The sequence below is a fragment of the Roseivivax sp. CAU 1761 genome (assembly GCF_054482755.1).
In genome coordinates, this window is the sequence record NZ_JBTLRM010000001.1 from 320,006 (window position 1) to 339,942 (window position 19,937).

Annotated in this window: 18 protein-coding genes and 1 tRNA gene; 16 read left to right on the forward strand and 3 right to left on the reverse strand. The window is 71.3% G+C overall.

The window, feature by feature from the left end; translation table 11 throughout:
• Positions 1 to 58: 58 nt before the first annotated feature.
• From ACXYMW_RS01540 to ACXYMW_RS01555, 4 genes are all read left to right on the forward strand, one after another.
• Positions 59 to 3,376, forward strand: coding sequence for a YhdP family protein (locus ACXYMW_RS01540; protein WP_459033514.1), 3,318 nt, complete (start codon positions 59 to 61; stop codon positions 3,374 to 3,376).
• A 20-nt stretch (positions 3,377 to 3,396) separates the two neighbouring features.
• Positions 3,397 to 4,452 (forward strand): tRNA preQ1(34) S-adenosylmethionine ribosyltransferase-isomerase QueA, encoded by a 1,056-nt coding sequence (gene queA / locus ACXYMW_RS01545; protein WP_459033515.1) that lies wholly within the window; start codon positions 3,397 to 3,399, stop codon positions 4,450 to 4,452.
• A gap of 281 nt (positions 4,453 to 4,733) precedes the next feature.
• The gene (locus ACXYMW_RS01550; RefSeq protein WP_459033516.1) at positions 4,734 to 5,993 is read left to right on the forward strand and encodes an MFS transporter; all 1,260 of its coding nucleotides are present in this window, start codon (positions 4,734 to 4,736) and stop codon (positions 5,991 to 5,993) included.
• 129 nt (positions 5,994 to 6,122) lie between these two features.
• On the forward strand, positions 6,123 to 6,713 hold the full coding sequence (locus tag ACXYMW_RS01555) for a DUF924 family protein (protein WP_459033517.1): 591 nt from the start codon (positions 6,123 to 6,125) through the stop codon (positions 6,711 to 6,713).
• 31 nt (positions 6,714 to 6,744) lie between these two features.
• Here ACXYMW_RS01555 and ACXYMW_RS01560 read toward each other — a convergent pair whose 3' ends face one another.
• Together ACXYMW_RS01560 and ACXYMW_RS01565 are read right to left on the reverse strand one after the other, a co-directional pair.
• Entirely contained in the window at positions 6,745 to 6,981 is a 237-nt protein-coding gene (locus ACXYMW_RS01560; RefSeq protein ID WP_459033518.1) for a hypothetical protein, read from the reverse strand.
• A 7-nt stretch (positions 6,982 to 6,988) separates the two neighbouring features.
• The gene (locus ACXYMW_RS01565; protein WP_459033519.1) at positions 6,989 to 7,642 is read right to left on the reverse strand and encodes an alpha/beta hydrolase; all 654 of its coding nucleotides are present in this window, start codon (positions 7,640 to 7,642) and stop codon (positions 6,989 to 6,991) included.
• 225 nt (positions 7,643 to 7,867) lie between these two features.
• Here ACXYMW_RS01565 and iscR point away from each other — a divergent pair, with 225 nt between their 5' ends.
• The 12 genes from iscR to ACXYMW_RS01625 all read left to right on the forward strand — a co-directional run bounded on the left by iscR (position 7,868) and on the right by ACXYMW_RS01625 (position 17,038).
• Positions 7,868 to 8,329, forward strand: a complete 462-nt coding sequence (gene iscR, locus ACXYMW_RS01570) for a Fe-S cluster assembly transcriptional regulator IscR (RefSeq protein ID WP_459033520.1) — start codon at positions 7,868 to 7,870, stop codon at positions 8,327 to 8,329.
• A 151-nt stretch (positions 8,330 to 8,480) separates the two neighbouring features.
• Positions 8,481 to 9,524, forward strand: a complete 1,044-nt coding sequence (locus ACXYMW_RS01575; RefSeq protein ID WP_459033521.1) for a cysteine desulfurase family protein — start codon at positions 8,481 to 8,483, stop codon at positions 9,522 to 9,524.
• A gap of 35 nt (positions 9,525 to 9,559) precedes the next feature.
• Complete coding sequence (gene sufB, locus ACXYMW_RS01580; protein ID WP_459033522.1) at positions 9,560 to 11,104, forward strand: Fe-S cluster assembly protein SufB; 1,545 nt, start codon at positions 9,560 to 9,562, stop codon at positions 11,102 to 11,104.
• 3 nt (positions 11,105 to 11,107) lie between these two features.
• Positions 11,108 to 11,911 carry a polysaccharide pyruvyl transferase family protein gene (locus tag ACXYMW_RS01585; protein WP_459033523.1) on the forward strand — a complete coding sequence of 268 codons (804 nt, stop codon included), beginning with the start codon at positions 11,108 to 11,110 and terminating at the stop codon, positions 11,909 to 11,911.
• Positions 11,908 to 12,090, forward strand: a complete 183-nt coding sequence (locus ACXYMW_RS01590) for a hypothetical protein (protein ID WP_459033524.1) — start codon at positions 11,908 to 11,910, stop codon at positions 12,088 to 12,090. The genes ACXYMW_RS01585 and ACXYMW_RS01590 overlap by 4 nt, the downstream gene beginning before the upstream one ends.
• On the forward strand, positions 12,087 to 12,461 hold the full coding sequence (locus tag ACXYMW_RS01595; protein WP_459033525.1) for a heavy metal-binding domain-containing protein: 375 nt from the start codon (positions 12,087 to 12,089) through the stop codon (positions 12,459 to 12,461). The genes ACXYMW_RS01590 and ACXYMW_RS01595 overlap by 4 nt, the downstream gene beginning before the upstream one ends.
• A gap of 64 nt (positions 12,462 to 12,525) precedes the next feature.
• Complete coding sequence (sufC, locus tag ACXYMW_RS01600) at positions 12,526 to 13,275, forward strand: Fe-S cluster assembly ATPase SufC (protein WP_459033526.1); 750 nt, start codon at positions 12,526 to 12,528, stop codon at positions 13,273 to 13,275.
• A gap of 2 nt (positions 13,276 to 13,277) precedes the next feature.
• Positions 13,278 to 14,576 (forward strand): Fe-S cluster assembly protein SufD, encoded by a 1,299-nt coding sequence (gene sufD / locus ACXYMW_RS01605; protein ID WP_459033527.1) that lies wholly within the window; start codon positions 13,278 to 13,280, stop codon positions 14,574 to 14,576.
• Positions 14,577 to 14,581: 5 nt separating this feature from the next.
• Positions 14,582 to 15,073: a YIP1 family protein gene (locus ACXYMW_RS01610; RefSeq protein WP_459033528.1), complete on the forward strand. Its 492-nt coding sequence runs from the start codon at positions 14,582 to 14,584 to the stop codon at positions 15,071 to 15,073.
• A complete protein-coding gene (locus ACXYMW_RS01615; RefSeq protein ID WP_459033529.1) occupies positions 15,070 to 15,660 on the forward strand; it encodes a YIP1 family protein in 591 nt (196 codons plus the stop codon). The genes ACXYMW_RS01610 and ACXYMW_RS01615 overlap by 4 nt, the downstream gene beginning before the upstream one ends.
• Positions 15,653 to 16,873, forward strand: a complete 1,221-nt coding sequence (locus tag ACXYMW_RS01620) for a cysteine desulfurase (protein ID WP_459033530.1) — start codon at positions 15,653 to 15,655, stop codon at positions 16,871 to 16,873. Before ACXYMW_RS01615 ends, ACXYMW_RS01620 begins: the two co-directional genes overlap by 8 nt.
• Before the next feature lie 88 nt (positions 16,874 to 16,961).
• Positions 16,962 to 17,038: transfer RNA gene (locus ACXYMW_RS01625), tRNA-Arg, on the forward strand.
• A gap of 140 nt (positions 17,039 to 17,178) precedes the next feature.
• Here ACXYMW_RS01625 and ACXYMW_RS01630 read toward each other — a convergent pair.
• A complete protein-coding gene (locus ACXYMW_RS01630) occupies positions 17,179 to 19,917 on the reverse strand; it encodes a hypothetical protein (RefSeq protein WP_459033531.1) in 2,739 nt (912 codons plus the stop codon).
• Positions 19,918 to 19,937: the final 20 nt, after the last annotated feature.

Sequence of the window (19,937 nt, forward strand, 5' to 3'; positions counted from 1 at the left end):
ATAGTGAAGCGCGTCCCGCAAGGAAACCGCCAGTGCGCCCGTCCCGAGAACCGCAGACTTGAACGCCGCTCCCGCTCCCGTTCCGCCGTCGCGGCGCGGCCGCCGCCGCCCCGCGCCGCGGCGCCTGTGGCGCCATCCGTGGCGCTGGATCGGCGCGCTGCTCAGCGCCGCGACGCTGGCCGTGGTGGCGCTGGGGCTCGCCGGCTGGGCGCTGCTCGACCGGCCGCTGCCGCCGCCGGGCTGGCTCGAGCGCGACATCGCGGCGCGGTTGGCGCCGGTGCTGGGCAGCGGGCGGCTCGAGCTCGAGGCGCTGCGCGTCGGGCTGCGCGGCGACGGCACGGCGGAGCTGATCCTCGACCAGACGGCGCTCCGCACCGCCGATGGCGGCACCGTGGCCAGCATCGAGGAGATCGCGGTGACGGTCTCGACGCCGGCGCTGCTGCGCGGCGGCGTGGCGCTGCGCGACGTGCGGCTGTCGGGGCTGGATCTGGCGCTGGAACGCGACGCCGAAGGCCGGCTCGGGATCGGGCTCGGCCGGCCGGGGCAGGGGCCGGTGCCGGATCTGGCGGAGGCGCAGCGGCGGCTCGACCGCCTGCTCGCCGATCCGCGGCTGGCCGATCTCGACCTGATCCGGGTCAGCGACGTCACCCTGCGCTACGACGACCTGCGCGCCGGGCGCAGCTGGACGACGCGCGCCGAGGAGCTGACGATGCGCCGCGAGGGCGGGCGCATGCGGCTCGCCGCGGCGGCCCGGCTGGCCGGCGAGGGCGCGCATCCGGCGCGCCTGGCCATCGACGCCGAGCGCCGCATCGGCTCGACCTCGCTGAGCTTCGGGCTCAGTCTCACCGGCCTGGCCGCCGACGACATCGCAAGCCAGAGCCCGGCGCTGTCCTGGCTGTCGGCCCTGCGCGCGCCGATCTCGGGCTCGCTGCGCGGCTGGAGCGAGCCCGGCGGCGGGCTCGGCGGGCTCGACGCCACGCTGCGCATCGGCGCCGGGGCGCTGCAGCCCAGCGACGCCGCGAGCCCGGTGCCCTTCGACTCGGCCCATGCCTATTTCTCCTACCTGCCCTCCGCCGGGGCGCTGGACTTCTCCGAGATCGCCGCCGAGGGGCCGCAGGGCCGGGTCTCGGCCGCCGGGCGGGCGACCCTGTCGGGGCTCGGCGGCGGCGGGCTGCGCCCCGAGCTGACCGGGCAGTTCACCCTGTCGGGGCGCGCCGCGCCGATGCCCGACGTTCTGGCCGAGCCGCTGGTCATCGAGCGCGCCGAGACCGAGTTCCGCCTGCGCCTCGACCCCTTCCGGCTCACCCTCGGCCGGCTCAGCGTGACCGATCCGGGGCTGGCGCTGGAGGCGCGCGGCCGGGTCCGCGCCGATGCCGAGGGCTGGAGCGCGGCGCTCGACGCCACCGCGCCCGAGGCCGGGCCCGACCTCGTCGCCGCCTACTGGCCGGCGCGGCTCGCCGCCGGCAGCCGGGCCTGGTTCCTCGACAATGTCGAGGGCGGGCGCATCCGCGATGCCATCTTCGCCCTGCGCCGCGATCCCGGCGAGCGGCCCGACCTCTACGTCGATTTCCGTTTCGAGGAGGCCCGGGTGCGGTTCCACGAGACGCTGCCGCCGGCCGAGGCGGCCTCCGGGCAGTTCACCTTCTGGCAGGACCGGCTGTCGGTGGCGGTGTCGCAGGGCCGCCTGGTGCCGCCCGAGGGCGGCGCGGTGGACATCGCCGGCACCGCCTTCGTGATCCCCGACACCGCCCAGCGCCCGGCCCAGGGCGACCTGCGGCTCCGCGCCGAGGCGCCGCTCACCGCGGCGCTGTCGCTGCTCGACCAGGAGCCGCTGGCGGTGATGCGCCGCAGCGGCCGCCCGGTCGACCTGGGCTCGGGCCGGGTCCGAATCGAGGGCCGGTTGCAGCGGCCGCTGGGACCGGGCGTGCCGCCCGAGGAGATGGCCCTGTCGATGGCCGGCACGATCGAGGATTTCGACAGCGACCGGGTGGTGCCGGGACGGCGGTTGGCGGCGGACCGGCTCGACCTGACGGTCGACATGGAGCAGGTCCGGATCGCCGGGGCGGGCACGCTGTCCGGGGTGCCGTTCGACGGCGCCTGGACGCAACCGCTCTTTGCGCCGGGCGCCGCCGGAAGGGTCAGCGGCGAGGTCCGGCTGTCGCCGGAAGCGGCCGAGGCCTTCGACATCGCGCTGCCGCAGGGACTGCTCTCGGGCGCCGGGCCGGGGCGGCTGGAGCTGGAGCTGCCGCCCGGCCGCGCGCCGCGCTTCACCCTGAGCTCGAGGCTGGCGGGGATCGGGCTGGCGCTGCCGCAGCTGGGCTGGCGACTGCCCGCGGCGGCCACCGGCACGCTGGAGCTGGCCGGGGAACTGGGCGCGCCGGCGCGGATCGACCGGCTGCGCCTGGAGGCAGGCGGGCTGCGGACGACCGGCGCCCTCAGCCTGCGCCCGGGCGGCGGGCTCGACGCGCTGCGGCTCGAGCGCGTGCAGATCGGCGACTGGCTCGATGCCCGGGTGACGCTGGCCGGCCGCGGCGCCGGCCAGATGCCGGAGCTGCGCGTCGCCGGCGGCCGGGTCGACCTGCGCGGGCTGGACAGCGCCGGGGGCGGCGACGGCGCGGGCGGCGGCAGCATGCCGATCCAGCTTTCCCTCGACCGTCTGGTGGTGGCCGAGGGCATCGCGCTGACCGATCTCGCCGGCCGCTTCGCCACGCGCGGCAGCGGGCTGGAGGGCAATTTCAGCGCCCGGATGGACGGCACCGGCGCCGCGGTCGAGGGCCAGCTCCTCCCGCAGAATGGCGGCACCGGGCTGCGCCTGGCCTCCGACCAGGCTGGCGACGTGCTGGAATCCACCGGCATCCTGAAGACCGTGGCGGGCGGGCGCATGGTGCTGAACCTCGCGCCGATCCCGCTCCAGCCCGGCAGCTACGACGGCGCGGTCACCGTCACCGATGCCCGGCTGCGCGACGCGCCGGCCATCGCCGCGCTGCTCGACGGCATCTCCATCGTCGGCATCATCGACCAGCTGCGCGGGCCGGGGATCTATTTCGAGAACGTGCAGGCCCGGTTCCGCCTGACCCCGGACCGGGTGGTGCTGTCGCAATCCAGCGCCACCGGCCCGTCGATGGGGCTGTCGATGGACGGCTATTACGACCTGCGGCGGCGCGAACTCGACATGCAGGGCGTGCTGTCGCCGATCTACGTGCTGAACTCGATCGGCAGCCTCCTGACCCGGCGCGGCGAGGGCCTGGTCGGCTTCAGCTTCACACTGAGCGGCAACGCCGCCGCGCCCAAGGTTGCAGTCAATCCGCTTTCGGTGTTCACCCCCGGCATGTTCCGCGAGATCTTCCGCCGCCCGCCGCCGGATCTCTCGCCCTGACCGAGCCTGCGGAGTGCCGGATGAAACTGGACGAGTTCGACTTCCACCTGCCCGAGGAGCTGATCGCCACGCGGCCGGCCCGGCCGCGCAGCTCGGCGCGGCTCCTGGTGGCCGAGGGCGACCGGATCAGCGACGCGGTGGTCCGCGACCTCGGCGACTGGCTGCGCCCCGGCGACCGGCTGGTGCTGAACGATACCAAGGTGTTGCCGGCGCGGCTCTCCGGCACGCGGAAGCGCGCCGGGTCCGAGGGCGAGACCGCGGCGCGGATCGAGGTGACGCTGCTCGAGCCGCGCGCCGACGGCACCTGGACGGCGCTCCTGAAGCCGTTGAAGAAGATCCGCGAGGGCGAGGCGATCCGCTTTTCCGACCGGCTCTCGGCCGAGCTGGTGGAAAAGCAGGAGGGCCAGGGCGTGCTGCGCTTCGACCTCGCGGGCGAGGCCTTCGACGCCGCGCTGGCCGAGGCCGGGGCGATGCCGCTGCCGCCCTACATCGCCCAGCGCCGCCCGGCCGACGCGCAGGACCGCGAGGATTACCAGACCGTCTGGGCCGAAAAGCCGGGCGCCGTGGCGGCGCCGACCGCGTCGCTGCATTTCGATGCCGACCTGCTCGCGGCGCTCGCCGCCCAGGGGGTGGAGACGACGCGGGTGACGCTGCATGTCGGCGCCGGCACCTTCCTGCCGGTCAAGGTCGAGGACGTCACCACCCACCGCATGCATGCCGAATGGGGCGAGGTCACCGAAGCCGCCGCGGCCGAGATCGCCGCCACCCGCGCCGCCGGCGGCCGCATCATCCCCGTGGGCACCACGGCGCTGCGCCTGATCGAGACCGCGGCGCGCGAGACCGGCGCGATCCGGCCCTGGCAGGGCGAGACCGACATCTTCATCTATCCCGGCTTCGCGTTCCGCGCGACCGACGCGCTGATGACCAATTTCCACCTGCCGAAATCGACCCTGCTGATGCTGGTCTCGGCGCTGATGGGCACCGAGCGCATGCGCGCCGTCTATGCCCATGCGGTGCGCGAAGGCTACCGCTTCTTCTCCTACGGCGACGCCTCGCTGCTGGTGCCCGACCGCTGATCCGGCGGCGCGCCGGGGCCGCGCCGCGCGGCGCGCTCGGCGTCCGCCCGCCCGCTCGGGCGCGCTGTCCCGGGAGGGCCGCGACCGCCTCCGGCGCGCCGGAACGGCGCCGATGCGCAAAGCCGCAGGGCCTGCGCCGACCGCGCTGCCGGCGCGGCTGAGCGGGCTGTCGCCGGCAGGTCGCAACCGTCTGTCCCAAGGGCGCAAACCGGATGGACGCGCCCTGGCCCGCGGGCTAGCGGTGGCGCCGACGCGACTCACGACCCGACGGAGGTGACGCCATGGTCAACGTTCTGCTCGGCTCCTGGCCGCTGTTTCTCGGCATGCTGCTGCTGATGCTCGGCAACGGCCTGCAAAGCTCGCTGCTCGGCGTGCGCGGCGGTGCGGCGGGCTTCTCCGCCTTCGAGATGTCGCTCGTCATGTCGGCCTATTTCCTCGGCTTCATGATCGCCTCGCGGGTCACCCCGGGGATGATCCGCCGGGTCGGGCACGTGCGCGTCTTCGCGGCGCTCGGCTCGTTCATCTCGGCGGTGCTGATCCTCTATCCCACCATCGCCGATCCCTGGCTCTGGACGCTGGAGCGGGTGGTGATCGGGTTCTGCTTCTGCGGCGTCTACGTCACCGCCGAGAGCTGGCTCAACAACGCCGCCACCAACGAGACCCGGGGCCAGGCCCTGTCGCTCTACATGATCGTGCAGATGCTCGGCATCATCGCCGCGCAGGGCCTGCTCAACGTGCCGGATCCGTCGGGCTTCTTGCTCTTCGTGATCCCCTCGGTTCTGGTCTCGATCTCCTTCGCGCCGATCCTGCTCAGCGTGTCGCCGACCCCGGCCTTCGAGAGCACCAAGCCGATGCCGCTGCGCGGCCTGTTCTCGGTCTCGCCGCTGGGCTGCATCGGCATGCTGCTGATGGGCGCGGTCTATGCCGCGCAGTTCGGCTTCTCGGCGGTGTTCGCCACCGTGGCCGGGTTCAGCGTCAGCCAGACCTCGATCTTCGTCGCGGCCTTCTATGTCGGCGCGCTGGTCTGCCAGTACCCGCTGGGCTGGCTGTCGGACCGCATGGACCGGCGCATCCTGATCGCCGGGGCCTCGGCCGCCGGCGGCCTGGCCGGCGCGGTGGGCTTTGCCGGCAGCGGCAGCTTTCCGCTGCTGGTGGCGGTGGCGCTGGTGATCGGCGGGGCGGCCAACCCGCTCTATTCGCTGCTCATCGCCCATACCAACGACTTCCTCGATCCCGACGACATGGCCTCGGCCTCGGCCGGTCTGCTGTTCATCAACGGCATCGGCGCGGTCGCCGGCCCGATCGTCGCCGGCCGGATGATGGATGCCATGGGGCCGCAGAGCTTCTTTCTGCTGGTCGCGGTGCCGATGCTGGCGCTGGCGGGCTACGCGCTTTGGCGGATGACACGGCGGCCGGCACCGTCGGTCGAGGAGACCGCCGCCTATGCCCCGCTGGCCCCGACCGGGTCGGTCGTGGCGGTGGGCGCGGCGCAGGAACACGCGCTCGAATCCGCACAGGAGGACAGCAATGCGGCGGCCTGAGCGCCGCCGCGCCGTGGGCCGGCCGGGGGGTGGGGTGTTACGCGATGACATGAAACTTGACTGTCACTCCCCCGTTTTACGTGGATAGATGAGACCGGGGGCATGGGTTCGATGAAGGAGAAGGCACCGATGGTGGGCCCTGAAGACATACTGGCGTTCTGGCTCGACGAGGTCGGGCCGCAAGGCTGGTACACGCAAGACGACACGCTCGACGCGACGATCCGGGAGCGGTTCCTGGGCACCTGGGAGGCGGCCATGGACGGCCAGTTCGGCCTGTGGCTGACCTATCCCAGCGGCGCCCTGGCCTATATCATCCTGCTGGACCAGTTTCCCCGCAACATGTTCCGCGGCTCGGCCCGCGCCTTCGCCTCCGACCGGATCGCGCTGGCGGCGGCCAAGCAGGCGGTACATCGCGGCTGGGACCTGAAGATCGCCGAACCGGCGCGGCAGTTCTTCTACCTGCCCCTGATGCATTCGGAAAACCTGTGCGACCAGGACCGCTGCGTGCGGCTGATGAAGGAGCGGATGCCCGAGAGCGGGGGCGACAGCCTGGTCCATGCCAAGGCGCATCGCGAGATCATCCGCCAGTTCGGGCGCTTCCCCTATCGCAACGACGCGCTGTCGCGCAACACCACGTCGAGCGAAGCCGCCTTCGTGCGGGACGGCGGCTACGGCCGCACCGTCCGGGAATTGCAGGCCGCGCTCCGGGCCACCGCCTGAGCCCGGCCCGCCTCCGGCGGCGCGCGGGCGGTCAGCCGCCCGCGGCCCCCGCGCCCTTGGCGCGGCGCACCCGGTCGAGCAGGAAGGCCCGGCCGGCGCGCTCGGCCAGGCGGACCCGGATGGCGGTCAGGAACGCCTCCTCAAGCGTCGTCGAGGACGCCCCGATGACCCGCGCGATCTCCACGTAGAGCCGGTCCTCGCCCAGCGCGTCCTGGGCCTTCAACGTGTCCTGGGCCAGCCGGTCTGCGAGATCCGCGACGTAGTCCATGCCGGGGTCAGCGCGTGCTCTCGGTCAGCCGGCGCTTCACGTAGCCCTGCACCGAGGAGATCATCGTCTCCATGTGCGGCTCCTCGAAGAAATGCCCGGCGCCGTCGATCTCCTCGTGGGAGATGGTGATGCCGCGCTGTTCCTTGAGCTTGCCGACCAGGGTCCGGGTATCGGCGGGCGGCGCCACCCGGTCGTTGGTGCCGTTGATGATCAGGCCCGAAGAGGGGCAGGGCGCCAGGAACGAGAAATCGTACATGTTGGCCGGCGGGCTGGCCGAGACGAAGCCGGTGATCTCCGGCCGGCGCATCAGCAGCTGCATGCCGATCCAGGCGCCGAAGGAGAAGCCTGCGACCCAGCAATGCTTGGAATTGGCGTTCATCGATTGCAGGTAGTCGAGCGCCGCCGCGGCATCCGACAATTCGCCCACGCCTTGGTCGTATTCGCCCTGGCTGCGCCCGACGCCGCGGAAATTGAACCGCAGCACCGTGAAGCCCATGTTGAAGAAGGCGTAATGCAGGTTGTAGACCACCTTGTTGTTCATCGTCCCGCCGAATTGCGGGTGCGGATGCAGCACGATGGCGATCGGGGCGTCGCGGTCCTTCTGGGGGTGATAGCGGCCTTCCAGTCGGCCTTCGGGGCCGGGAAAGATGACCTCGGGCATGGGCGGCGGGCTCCTGTTTGGCGGCTCTTGTGGCGGCTCATGCGGCCGCACGAAGCCGTCGTTGACGACGTTGCGCGACCATTTTAGAAGAGTTCTAATGTCGGGCCGGAATGCGGCGGTCTGACCGCAGATATGCCTTTCGCCCGGCCGGGTCAATCGGCGCGGAGCGCGGGGCGCGGTGCGGCCCGCGGGGCCGCGGACAGGGCCGGAAGGCGCGGAGGGGCGATGAAGCTGAGCACCAAGGGACGCTACGCGATGGTGGCGCTGGTCGATCTGGCGCTCGAACCCGAGGACGCGCTGGTGACGCTCGGCGACATCTCGCGGCGCCAGGACATCTCGCTGCCCTATCTCGAGCAGCTCTTCGTGAAGCTGCGCCGGGCCGGGCTGGTGGCCTCGGTGCGCGGGCCCGGCGGCGGCTACCGGCTGGCGCGGCCCTCGACCGAGATCCGGGTGGTCGACGTGCTGGCGGCGGTCGACGAGACGGTGAGCGCCATGCACAAGGGCGCCGGCGCCTCGGGCGGGGCGTCGGGCTCGAAGGCGCAATCGCTGACCAACCGGCTCTGGCAGGGCCTGTCGGCGCAAGTCTACGTCTTCCTGCACCAGACGCGGCTCTCGGACGTGGCGCAGAACGGGCTGGTGCCGTGCCCGGCCGTGCCGTCGCTGTTCCATGTGGTGGACGAGGGATGAGCGGCGGGCGCATCACGGCCGGGCGGCGCGCCGGTGGCGGCGCGGCGCGAGGGGCGCTGCCCCTCTTGCGCGGCGGGCCGCGCAATTCACCCCGGGATATTTCGGCTCAGAAGAAGACGGAGCGGGAGATGGCCGGTGCGGGGGCGGGGGCGTGAGGCGGGTCTATCTCGACTGGAACGCCACGGCGCCGCTGCGTGCCGAGGCGCGGGCGGCGATGCTGGAGGCGATGGCGCTGGTGGGCAACCCGTCCTCGGTCCATGCCGAGGGGCGGGCGGCCAAGGCGGCGGTGGAGCGCGCCCGCGGCCAGGTGGCGCGCGCCTTCGGCGCCGAGGGCGCCGACGTGGTCTTCGTCTCGGGCGCCACCGAGGCGGCGGCGCTGGCCTGCGCCGGGCGCGGGCTGGTCGGCGCGGCGGTCGAGCATGACGCGGTCCTCTCCTGGATCGACCCGGCGCTGCCGGTGGACCGCGACGGCCGCGTCACCGTGGCCGCGCCGGCGCAAAGCGCCCTGCAGGCGGCGAATTCCGAGACCGGGGTGGTGCAGGACCTGCCCGAGGGGCTGGCGCTGGTCGATGCCACGCAGGCCTTCGGCAAGCTGGCGCTGGCCTTCAACTGGACGGGCGCCGAGATGGCGCTGATCTCGGCCCACAAGATCGGCGGCCCGAAGGGCATCGGCGCGCTGGTGCTGCGCCGCGGCACCGAGCTGGCCGCGCAGATCCGCGGCGGTGGCCAGGAGATGGGGCGGCGCGCCGGCACCGAGAACGTCGTGGGCATCGCGGGCTTCGGCGCCGCCGCCGAGGCCGCGTCGCGCGATCTCGACGCCGGAGCCTGGGGCCGGGTGGAAAAACTTAGAACGTTTCTAGAAACGGCTATTGCGGCTGACGCTCCAGAGACTATTTTTGTCGGGAACGCCGGCCGCCGTCTGCCGAACACCTCCTGCTTCGCGGTGCCGGGCTGGAAGGGCGAGACGCAGGTGATGCAGATGGACCTCGCGGGGTTCGCGATCAGCGCCGGCAGCGCCTGTTCGAGCGGCAAGGTGCGCGAGAGCCGGGTGCTCGGCGCGATGGGATTCGATGCCGGCACGGCGGCGAGCGCGGTGCGCGTCAGTCTGGGGCCGGACACCGAGGAAGACGATGTGGCCCGGTTCGCCGAGGCGTGGCTGAAGGCTCTGAGGAAGTTTCGCGCCCGCGCCGCCTGAGGCGGCAGCGGCGCCTGCAAGAGGAAGGATCGATCATGGCAGCTCTGGATCACACCGAGGTCAAGGAGGGCGTCGATCAGGAGACGGTCGAGAAGGTCCGCAAGCTGGGCGGCACCTACAAGCACGGCTGGGACACCGAGATCGAGATGGAATACGCCCCCAAGGGGCTGACCCGCGACATCGTCAAGCTGATCTCGGAGAAGAACGACGAGCCGGAATGGATGACCGAGTGGCGGCTTGCGGCCTATGAGCGCTGGCTCAAGAAGGAAGAGCCGGACTGGGCGATGGTCGAGTATCCCCAGATCGACTTCCAGAACCAGTATTACTATGCCCGCCCGAAGAGCATGCAGGAGAAGCCCAAGTCGCTCGACGAGGTCGACCCGAAGCTTCTCGAAACCTACCAGAAGCTGGGCATCCCGCTGAAGGAGCAGATGATCCTCGCGGGCGTCGAGGGCGCCGGCGAGGCCGGCGCCGAGGCCCGCGTCGGCGGCGGCGAGGAGCGCCGGGTGGCGGTCGACGCGGTCTTCGACTCGGTCTCGGTCGGCACCACCTTCAAGGCCGAGCTGGCCAAGGCCGGGGTGATCTTCTGCTCGATCTCCGAGGCGATCCGCGAGCATCCCGAGCTGGTGAAGAAGTATCTGGGCTCGGTGGTGCCGGTCTCGGACAACTTCTACGCCACGCTGAACTCGGCGGTGTTCTCCGACGGCTCCTTCGTCTACGTGCCGCCGGGCGTGCGCTGCCCGATGGAGCTCTCGACCTATTTCCGCATCAACGCGGAAAACACCGGCCAGTTCGAGCGCACGCTGATCATCGCCGACAAGGGCTCCTATGTCAGCTACCTCGAGGGCTGCACCGCGCCGCAGCGCGACACCGCGCAGCTGCATGCCGCGGTGGTGGAGATCATCGCCGAGGAAGATGCCGAGGTGAAGTATTCCACCGTGCAGAACTGGTTCCCCGGCGACGAGGAGGGCCGCGGCGGCATCTACAACTTCGTCACCAAGCGCGCCGATTGCCGCGGCGACCGCTCCAAGGTGATGTGGACCCAGGTCGAGACCGGCTCCGCGGTGACCTGGAAATACCCGTCCTGCATCCTCCGCGGTGACGACAGCCAGGGCGAGTTCTACTCGATCGCCATCACCAACAACCACCAGCAGGCCGATACCGGCACCAAGATGATCCATCTGGGCAAGAACACCCGGAGCCGGATCGTCTCCAAGGGGATCTCGGCGGGGCAGGCGCAGAACACCTATCGCGGCCTCGTCAGCATGCACCCGAAGGCCAAGAACTCGCGCAACTACACCCAGTGCGACAGCCTGCTGATCGGCGACAAGTGCGGGGCCCACACCGTTCCCTATATCGAGGTCAAGAACAACTCGAGCCGGGTCGAGCACGAGGCCACCACCTCCAAGGTCGACGACGACCAGATGTTCTATTGCCGCCAGCGCGGCATGGACGAGGAGGAGGCCGTGGCGCTGATCGTCAACGGCTTCGCCAAGGAGGTGCTGCAGGCGCTGCCGATGGAGTTCGCGATGGAGGCCCAGCAGCTCGTGGCGATCTCGCTCGAGGGCTCGGTCGGCTGATCGATGACGGCGCCGCTGAAGCTCCACTGGTGGGACCGCCAGCCGAATTTCGGCGACGCGCTCTCGGCCCGCGTCACCGCCCATGCGGCGGGACGCCCGGTCGTGCATGCCGCGCCGAAGGCGGCGGATCTCTTCGCCGTGGGCTCGATCCTGCAGATCGTGCGGCGCACCCATCAGGGCCCGCGGCCCGACGGGTCGCGGCCGTGGATCTGGGGCAGCGGCGCGATGCGGCCGATCCGGCTCGACTTCCTGCCGCATGTGCGCGTGGCGGCGCTGCGCGGGCCGATCACCGAGAGCCTGCTGGGCGTCGAGGCGCAAGCCTACGGCGATCCCGGGCTGCTGATCGCCGAGGCCCTCGGCGCGGCGCCGGAGCGGCAGGACCGGGTCGGCCTCGTGCCGCACATGGCGCATGTCGGGAGCGAGGCGCTGCGCGCGCTGGTGGCGCGGGAGCCGCGGCTGCACCTGATCGACGTGCGCGGCGCGGTCGAGACGGTGTGCCGCGAGATCGCCGCCTGCGCGCATGTCGTCTCCTCCTCCCTGCACGGGCTGGTGGTGGCGGATGCCTACGGCGTGGCCAGCACCTGGCTCGATCCGCGCGGCATCCATCGCAGCCCGCGGCTGAAATTCTACGACTACGCCGCCGGCATCGAACGGGTCATGCCGCGGCCGATCACGCTGGAGGACCTGCCGGCGCGGCTGCCCCGTCTGCCGCAGGGGCCGCTGCCCCATGCCGACGGCGTCGCCGCGGCCAAGGCGGGACTGATGGCGGCCTTCCCGGCGGAGCTGCGACAGGAGCGGGCGGCATGATCAAGGCGGTGGTTCTGACGGCGACCCTGACCGGCGTGTTCTGCGTCGGCTTCACGATCTTCGTGGCGATGCTCACCGAGGCGCTGAGCTTCCTGCAGATCGTCGGGGTGAGCTTCGTGTCGGGCTTTCTCGGCTCGATCTTCGCGCAACTGGTGATCAAGCGTGGGGCGCGGCCATGAGCGGACCCTGGCAGGGCGGCCGGACGGGCGGCCGCGTCATCGTGACCACGACGCAGGCCATCGAGGGCCGGCGGATCGCCGAGTATCGCGGCATCGTGGTCGGCGAGGCGATCATGGGCGCCAACGTGGTGCGCGACTTCTTCGCCCAGGTCACCGACATCGTCGGCGGCCGCTCGGGCGCCTACGAGAGCAAGCTGCGCGACGCCCGCGAGACCGCCTTCGGCGAGCTCGAGGCGCAGGCCGCGCAGCTGGGCGCCGACGCCGTGGTCGGCGTCGACATCGATTACGAGGTCGTGGGCGACTCGATGCTCATGGTCTCGGTCTCGGGCACCGCGGTGGTGCTGGGGCCGGAGGACAGCGCGCGGCCCTGAACCGCGCGGGACGCAAACGGGCGCGGCCGGGCCGCGCGAGGACATTCGGACAAGGACGGACAAGATGCTCGACATCAAGAACCTGCACGTGAAGCTCGAGGAAGAGGACAAGCAGATCCTGAAGGGGGTCGACCTGACCGTCGAGGCCGGCAAGGTGCACGCTATCATGGGGCCGAACGGGTCGGGCAAGTCGACCCTGTCCTACGTGCTCTCGGGCCGCGACGGCTACGAGGTCACCGAGGGCAGTGTCGCGCTCGAGGGCGAGGACATCCTCGAGATGGAGCCCGAGGAGCGCGCCGCCGCCGGGCTGTTCCTGGCCTTCCAGTACCCGGTCGAGATTCCCGGCGTCGGCAACATGACCTTCCTGCGCACCGCGGTGAACGCCCAGCGCAAGGCCCGCGGCCAGGAGGAGATGTCCTCCACCGAATTCCTCAAGGTGATCCGCGAGAAGGCCAAGGCGCTCGACATCGACGCCGAGATGCTGAAGCGGCCGGTCAATGTGGGCTTCTCGGGCGGTGAGAAGAAGCGCAACGAGATCCTGCAGATGGCGATGCTGGAGCCCAAGATGTGCATCCTCGACGAGACCGATTCCGGCCTCGACGTGGACGCCATGAAGCTGGTCGCCGACGGCGTGAACGCGCTGCGCAGCGAGGGCCGCGGCTTCCTCGTCATCACCCATTATCAGCGCCTGCTCGACCACATCAAACCCGACGTGGTGCACATCATGTCGAACGGCCGCATCGTGAAGACCGGCGGCCCCGAGCTGGCGCTCGAAGTCGAACAGAGCGGCTACGCCGAATTCCAGGAGGCGTGAGAATGGTGGCATTGAAGAAGAAGGCCCCCGACCAGAGCAAGCTCGACGCCGCCGAGGCGCGGATCGCGAGCCTGACCCTGCCCGAAGGCGGCTGGGCGGAGCCCGCGCGCCGCGAGGCGCTGACCCGCCTGCGCGCCATGGGCCTGCCGGGGCGGCGCGACGAGTACTGGAAGTTCACCCGCCCCGACACGCTGACCGGCCCCGAAGCGCCGGCGGCGGCGCTCTTCGAGTCGGGCGAGCCGCCGCTCTTCGACGGCTTCGACCGGCTGCAGATCGTCTTCGTCGACGGCAAGTTCGATGCCGAGGCGTCCGACGCGCTGGCGCTGGAGCATGTGGAGATCGAGCGCCTGGCCGAGAGCCGCGCCGACATCCACTGGGCCAAGGACCTCTACGGCCGGCTCGAAGCGGCCGGGCAGACCCCCGTCGACCGCCCGCTCGCGGCGCTCAACACGGCCTTCGCCACGGACGGCGTCCTGATCCGCGTCACGGGCCGCGCGCCGAAGCCGATCAACCTGGTTTATCGTCATAAATCAGAGCGTTCTGATTCGTATCTCCACCATGTCGTGAAGGTCGAGGAAGGCGCCGAGCTGACGCTTCTGGAGAACGGCCCGGCAGCGGCCCGCAGCACCGACGTGATGGAGGTCGAGGTCGCCGATGGCGGCGCGTTCCACCATGTCCGCGCGCAGGGCCGCGATCACGAGCGCCGCGCCGCGACGCATGTGTTCGGCCGGATCGGACGGGAATCGGTCTTCAAGTCCTTCACCCTCACGGTGAACGGCACGCTGACCCGCAACGAGCTGGTGCTCGAGATCCTCGGCAACGATGCCGTGGCGCATGTCGCGGGCGCCTGCGTGGGCGACGGCGATTTTCACCACGACGACACCGTCTTCATCACCCATGACGCGGTGAATTGCGAAAGCCGGCAGGTCTTCAAGAAGGTCCTGCGGAACGGCGCCCGCGGCGTCTTCCAGGGCAAGATCCTGGTGAAGCCGGGCGCCCAGAAGACCGACGGCTACCAGATCAGCCAGTCGCTGCTGCTTGACGACGACAGCGAGTTCGACGCCAAGCCCGAGCTCGAGATCTACGCCGACGACGTGGCCTGCTCGCACGGCTCGACCTCGGGGGCGATCGACGAGGAGGCGCTGTTCTACCTGCGCTCGCGCGGGGTGCCGCGCGGCCACGCCACCGACCTTCTGACCCTGGCCTTCCTGGCCGAAGCGGTGATGGAGGTCGAGGACGAGGATCTGCAGGCCGCGATCAACGCCCGAGTCGAGGCCTGGCTGCTGCGTCGCAGGGGCTGAGCCACATGTCGGTGACCGGAGACATCGCGGCCACCTACCGGGGGCCGGCGCGAGTGATGCGCCGGCTGCTCGCTGCCGGGCGCCGCGAGGACCGGGCGCTGGCGATGCTGATGGCGGCCTGCGCGGTGCTCTTCGCGGCGCGCCTGCCGGCGCTGGCCCGCGAGGCGCATCTCACCGGGGCCGAGCTCGACGGGATGATGGCCGGCGCGCTCTTCGGGCTGATCTTCGTGGCGCCGCTGCTGCTGTACGGGCTGGCGGCGCTGAGCCATCTGGCGGCGCGCCTGCTGGGCGGCCGCGGCACCTGGTTCGGGGCGCGGCTGGCGCTCTTCTGGAGCCTTCTGGCCTCCTCGCCGCTGGTGCTGCTGAACGGCCTGGTGGCGGGCTTCGTGGGGCCGGGGCCGGGGCTCGCCCTGGTGGGCCTTCTGTGGTGCGCGGTGTTCCTGTGGTTCTGGGGTCGTTCGCTGATGGTGGCGGAGCGGCCGGAGCCGGGAGCGTGAGCGCCCAGGGGTTCTTCGCGCTCGCCTGGCAGAGCGTCGTGGCCCCGCGCGAGGTCGCCCGCTTCCTGCTGTCGATCCATCCCGGGCGCGAGGCGCTGATCCTGCTCTTCGCGCTCATCCTGGTGGTGCAGACCGGGCTGGTGGTCACCGCCGCGCTGATCTCGCCGCCCGACCCGGTGCTGGCGCCCTTCATGGCGCAGCCGCCGGTCTTCCTGGCCGGCTATGGCGGTCTCCTGGTGGCGCTGATCCTGGCGCTGACCTGGTCCGGGCGCGCCCTGGGCGGCCGCGGCCGCTTCGAGGAGATGGCCCTCCTGGTGATCTGGGTGCAGGCGCTGCGCCTGCTGGTGCAGGGCCTGGGCCTGGCGCTCGGGCTCGCCGCGCCGGTCCTGGCCGGGCTTCTGGCGCTCGCGGCCTCGGCCGCGGCGATCTGGATCCTGGTCAACTTCCTGGCCGAGGCGCATGGCCTGGCCGCCGGCCGCGCCGCCTTCGCGCTGCTCCTGGCGCTGACCGGGCTGGCGCTCGGGCTTTCCTTTTTCCTGACCCTGTTCGGGGCCACGACGACGATGGGACTGAACGCACATGTATGACGTCGACGCGATCCGCCGCGACTTCCCGATCCTCTCCCGCGAGGTCAACGGCAAGCCGCTGGTCTACCTCGATAACGGCGCCTCGGCGCAAAAACCGCAGGTGGTGATCGACGCGATCACCCACGCCTATACCAGCGAATACGCCAACGTGCATCGCGGGCTGCACTTCCTGTCCAACCTCGCCACCGAGAAATACGAGGCGGTGCGCGGCACCGTGGCGCGCTTTCTCGGCGCGCCCTCCGAGGAGGAGGTGGTGCTGAACACCGGCACCACCGAGGGCATCAACCTCGTCGCCTATGGCTGGGCCATGCCGCGCCTGCAGGCCGGGGACGAGATCGTGCTCTCGACCATGGAGCACCATGCCAACATCGTGCCCTGGCATTTCCTGCGCGAACGCCAGGGCGTGGTGCTGAAATGGGTCGATCCCGAACCCGACGGCTCGCTCGATCCGCAAAAGGTCGTCGACGCCATCGGCGACCGTACCCGGCTGGTGGCGATCACCCAGCTCTCCAACGTGCTGGGCACCGTGGTCGATGTCCGGACGATCTGCACCGAGGCCCATGCCCGCGGCGTGCCGGTGCTGGTCGACGGCAGCCAGGGCGCCGTGCACATGCCGGTCGACGTGGCCGAGATCGGCTGCGACTTCTACGCCATCACCGGCCACAAGCTCTACGGCCCGTCGGGCTCCGGCGCGATCTACATCAAGCACGAGCGGATGGCCGAGATGCGGCCCTTCATCGGCGGCGGCGACATGATCCGCGAGGTCCACAAGGACGAGATCAGCTGGGCCGAGCCGCCGATGAAGTTCGAGGCCGGCACCCCCGGCATCGTGCCGACGATCGGGCTCGGGGTGGCGCTCGAGTACATGATGTCGCTCGGCATGGAGAACATCGCCGCCCACGAGGCGCGGCTCGCAACCTATGCCAGGGAGCGTCTGACCGGGCTCAACTGGCTGAACCTGCAGGGCACCGCACCGGGAAAGGCGGCGATCTTCTCCTTCACGCTGCAGGGCGCCGCGCATGCCCACGACATCTCCACCATCCTCGACAAGAAGGGCGTGGCGGTGCGCGCCGGGCATCACTGCGCCGGGCCGCTGATGGATCATCTCGGGGTCTCGGCCACCTGCCGCGCCTCCTTCGGTCTCTACAACACCGAGGCCGAGGTCGACGCCCTGGTCGAAGCGCTGGATCTGGCGCACGAGCTCTTCGCCTGAGCCGCGCGGCGCCGCAGAGGACAAAGCCCCGGGGGGCTCGAAAACCCGTTGCAGCCCCCCGAGCCTTGGCCTATACGGGCCGGGCGCTGCACCCGTAGCTCAGCTGGATAGAGCGCTGCCCTCCGAAGGCAGAGGCCAAAGGTTCGAATCCTTTCGGGTGCGCCATTTCTCCCCTTCTTGCAGATGCCGGCCCCGGCTCATGGGGGGCACGGGCCGTGCCTCGGATGCGTGGCCGGCATGTGCATAGGCCGGTCCCGAAGCGCCGGGATCGCCGAGACCGTCACCGGTGACAGCCGGGGGACATGTCAGTTGTGGTCGGACAGCTCCGCCACCTCCAGGCAAATGACCTCCCGCAAGCCCTCGAATCCCGGCGGCAAGGCGCAGATCTGGTAGGTCAGGACCTCCTTTCGCGTCAGGAGCGCGGTCCGGACGCCGTCATAGGGCGCCGGGAAGCTGGTCTCCGCCGCCGCGTCGAGAGCGACGCCGAGCAGGGATCGGCTCAGCTCTTCCAGCTTGGCTGCGCCGCTCCGGTCCGGCGCCACGGCCTCGTCCAGCATGTCCGGCAGGCGGGGCAGCGCGCGCTCGATGGCGGCGGCATTCCTGCCGTCGTAGGCGCTCAGCAGCTGCCGGGCATCGGCCGGCAGCAGGTGTCGCGCCACGTCGGTCTCGATATCCGCGCGCTGCGCGCTGGCCGCCACGAGGTCGGCGAGATCGGGACCGACGCGCGGCACCGCGTCGAGAGCTTGCTGTTTCACCGCCGCCGAGACCGGCCGGAACAGGTCGTCCAGGCCGGTCTTCACCGCGGCCATCTGTTCGGGGTCGGCATAGGCGGCGACCTCGGCCTCGACATCCGACCGATCCGCCCGGGCCGCCTTGAGCCCGGCAATGTCGACCGGGTACCGCTCCATCCGGAACGCCTGCACCGCGCCCTCCGAGAGCCTACCGGTCATGGCGCGTTTCAATGCGGCGAAGCGCTCGGTCTGGGCGTCGCGGAGGGCCGTGGGCAAGGCCTGGAAGATGCCCGCGCCCTCCTGCACTTGTGTCATCACCCCGGCGAGCCATTGCACCGACGCGATGCTGTCGTCGAGCGCCTGGCCCTCGGCATGGAGACTCTCGGCATGGTCTCGCGCGCTGCGCAGGGCGATCACGGCGGCATAGTTCTTCAGGAACGCCATGCGCTGCTGCGGATTGGGACGATCCGGCGGCGGCATGGCGGCGGTCAGGTAATACCATAGCGGCCGCTCCGCCAGGGCACGTTCCACGAGCGAGGACAGCGCGATCTCGGCGGCACCGCGATAGGCGCTGACGCATCCGTCCCAGAGGGCCTGCAGGCGCGGGCGGTCGGCCTGCATCCACCGGTCATAGGGCTTTCCGATGTAGCGGTAGAACCGGTCGTCGCCGTGAAGGGTCGAGGGAACGTGCGCGCCCAGAACCTCGGACGCCGTGTCATCGGCGATCCATGACAGGTAGGCGGTGCATAATTCCGGCGAGACGATGTCGGCGCCGTGCCGCTCCAGGCTGGGCAGGAGCCCGCGGGCGTGGTCCGGCCGCGCGTCGCGCAGGAACTTGTAGGCGTCGATCGCCGTGCAATTGGCCCCCTCCACGCTGCCCGCCAGGCGGAGCCCGTTCTCCGCGAGCCTGAGATCGAGCTGCAGCGGGTCCTGTCCCGGACGGGCCGGATAGATCCACTCCGTGGGCTGGAGGGCGACGCTCTCGCCGCCGCTGTCCCGGCCGGAGGCGCGGAAGGCGCCGGCCTCCTGTCCCGTTCCGAGAACGTAGATCTCGGCCGTGACCGCCCCGTCCGATGGCGCGAGCTCAAGCAGGGAGACGACGGTGTCGGCCACCGGGCCCCGCAGGGTCTTGCGCGCATTGCAGGTCAGGAACCCGAGCCAGGATCCCGCCAGCCCGGGCGGCGGCAAGGCCGGCCCGGCCTCGGTGCCCGGAGCGTCCGCAGCGGTCTGCTCCGGGGGGTCGAGGATGGCGAGCGGCAGGCCCTCCGCCTCCGGATCGACGACAAAGCCGTGGCGCGCCACCGGCTGGTCGGCTGGCGCGCCCTGCACATGCATCCACACCTCGTAGCGCCCGGCGGCCACGCCTTTCAGGTCCACCTCGCCGGCGAGCTTTCCGGCCAGCGCCGCGAAGGGCTTCCATTGGCCGTCTGGTGCGCCATACGGCCCGAACGTCGCCGCACCGCCGGCCGGCGCGGCGACGCCACCGCCCGGTTGCAGCTCGACGATCCCGATCCAGTCGGCGGAATTGCCGGGCGCGCCCTCGAAGCGGACCGTGATCGGCTCGCCGGGCGCGTATGCGTCCTTCAAGGTGTGAAGCGCGGGGGCGCAGACCGCCTCCGCGGCCTTCTCCGCATCCAGGCATGTTGCGCCAACCGCGAAGGTGGCGCGGGCGAGCAGCGCACCGCTGCCGCCCTCGTAGAGGCGGACCTCGTGAATGCCGGGCTTCCAGGGCGGAAACGCAAGGCTGCCGGAACTGCGGCCGCCGAGGTATTCGCCGTTCTCGCGCGCCGTATCGGGCAGTCCGAGCCGGGCGAAGGCGACGAAATCCTGTCCTCGCGCGGGGGCGCCCTCGAACTCCACGACGACGGCCTCGCCTTCGGCATATACGGTCTTCTGCGTCCGAACCCTCGGGCCGCCGGCCGGCGCCTCCTCTTCCTGCTCGACGACCGCCGGCGACCCGGCCGCGGGCGCCGCCGGCGGAGCCGTCCCGATCGAAAACGCCGCCCGCGCCACGACCTGCCCGGTGGCGCCGCTGACGATCCTGACCTCGTAGGGCCCCTCCTGGTAGAGCGGCGCCATGGTCACGCGGCCGGAGGTCTGGCTGCCGAGATACTGGCCGTTCACATTGGTCGTGTCCGGCGCACCGGCCGGGGCGAAGGTTGCGAAATCGGCCCGGTGCCCCGGGGCATGTTCGAATGTCACCTCGATGGGCTGACCGGGGGAATACGCGGCCTCCGCGGTCTCCACCGCCGAGGGCTGCGCGAGGGCGCCTGATGCAAACAGGAATGATGCCGCCAGGCCGGCGGCCAGCAACCGTCCCAGACGCTCCGACA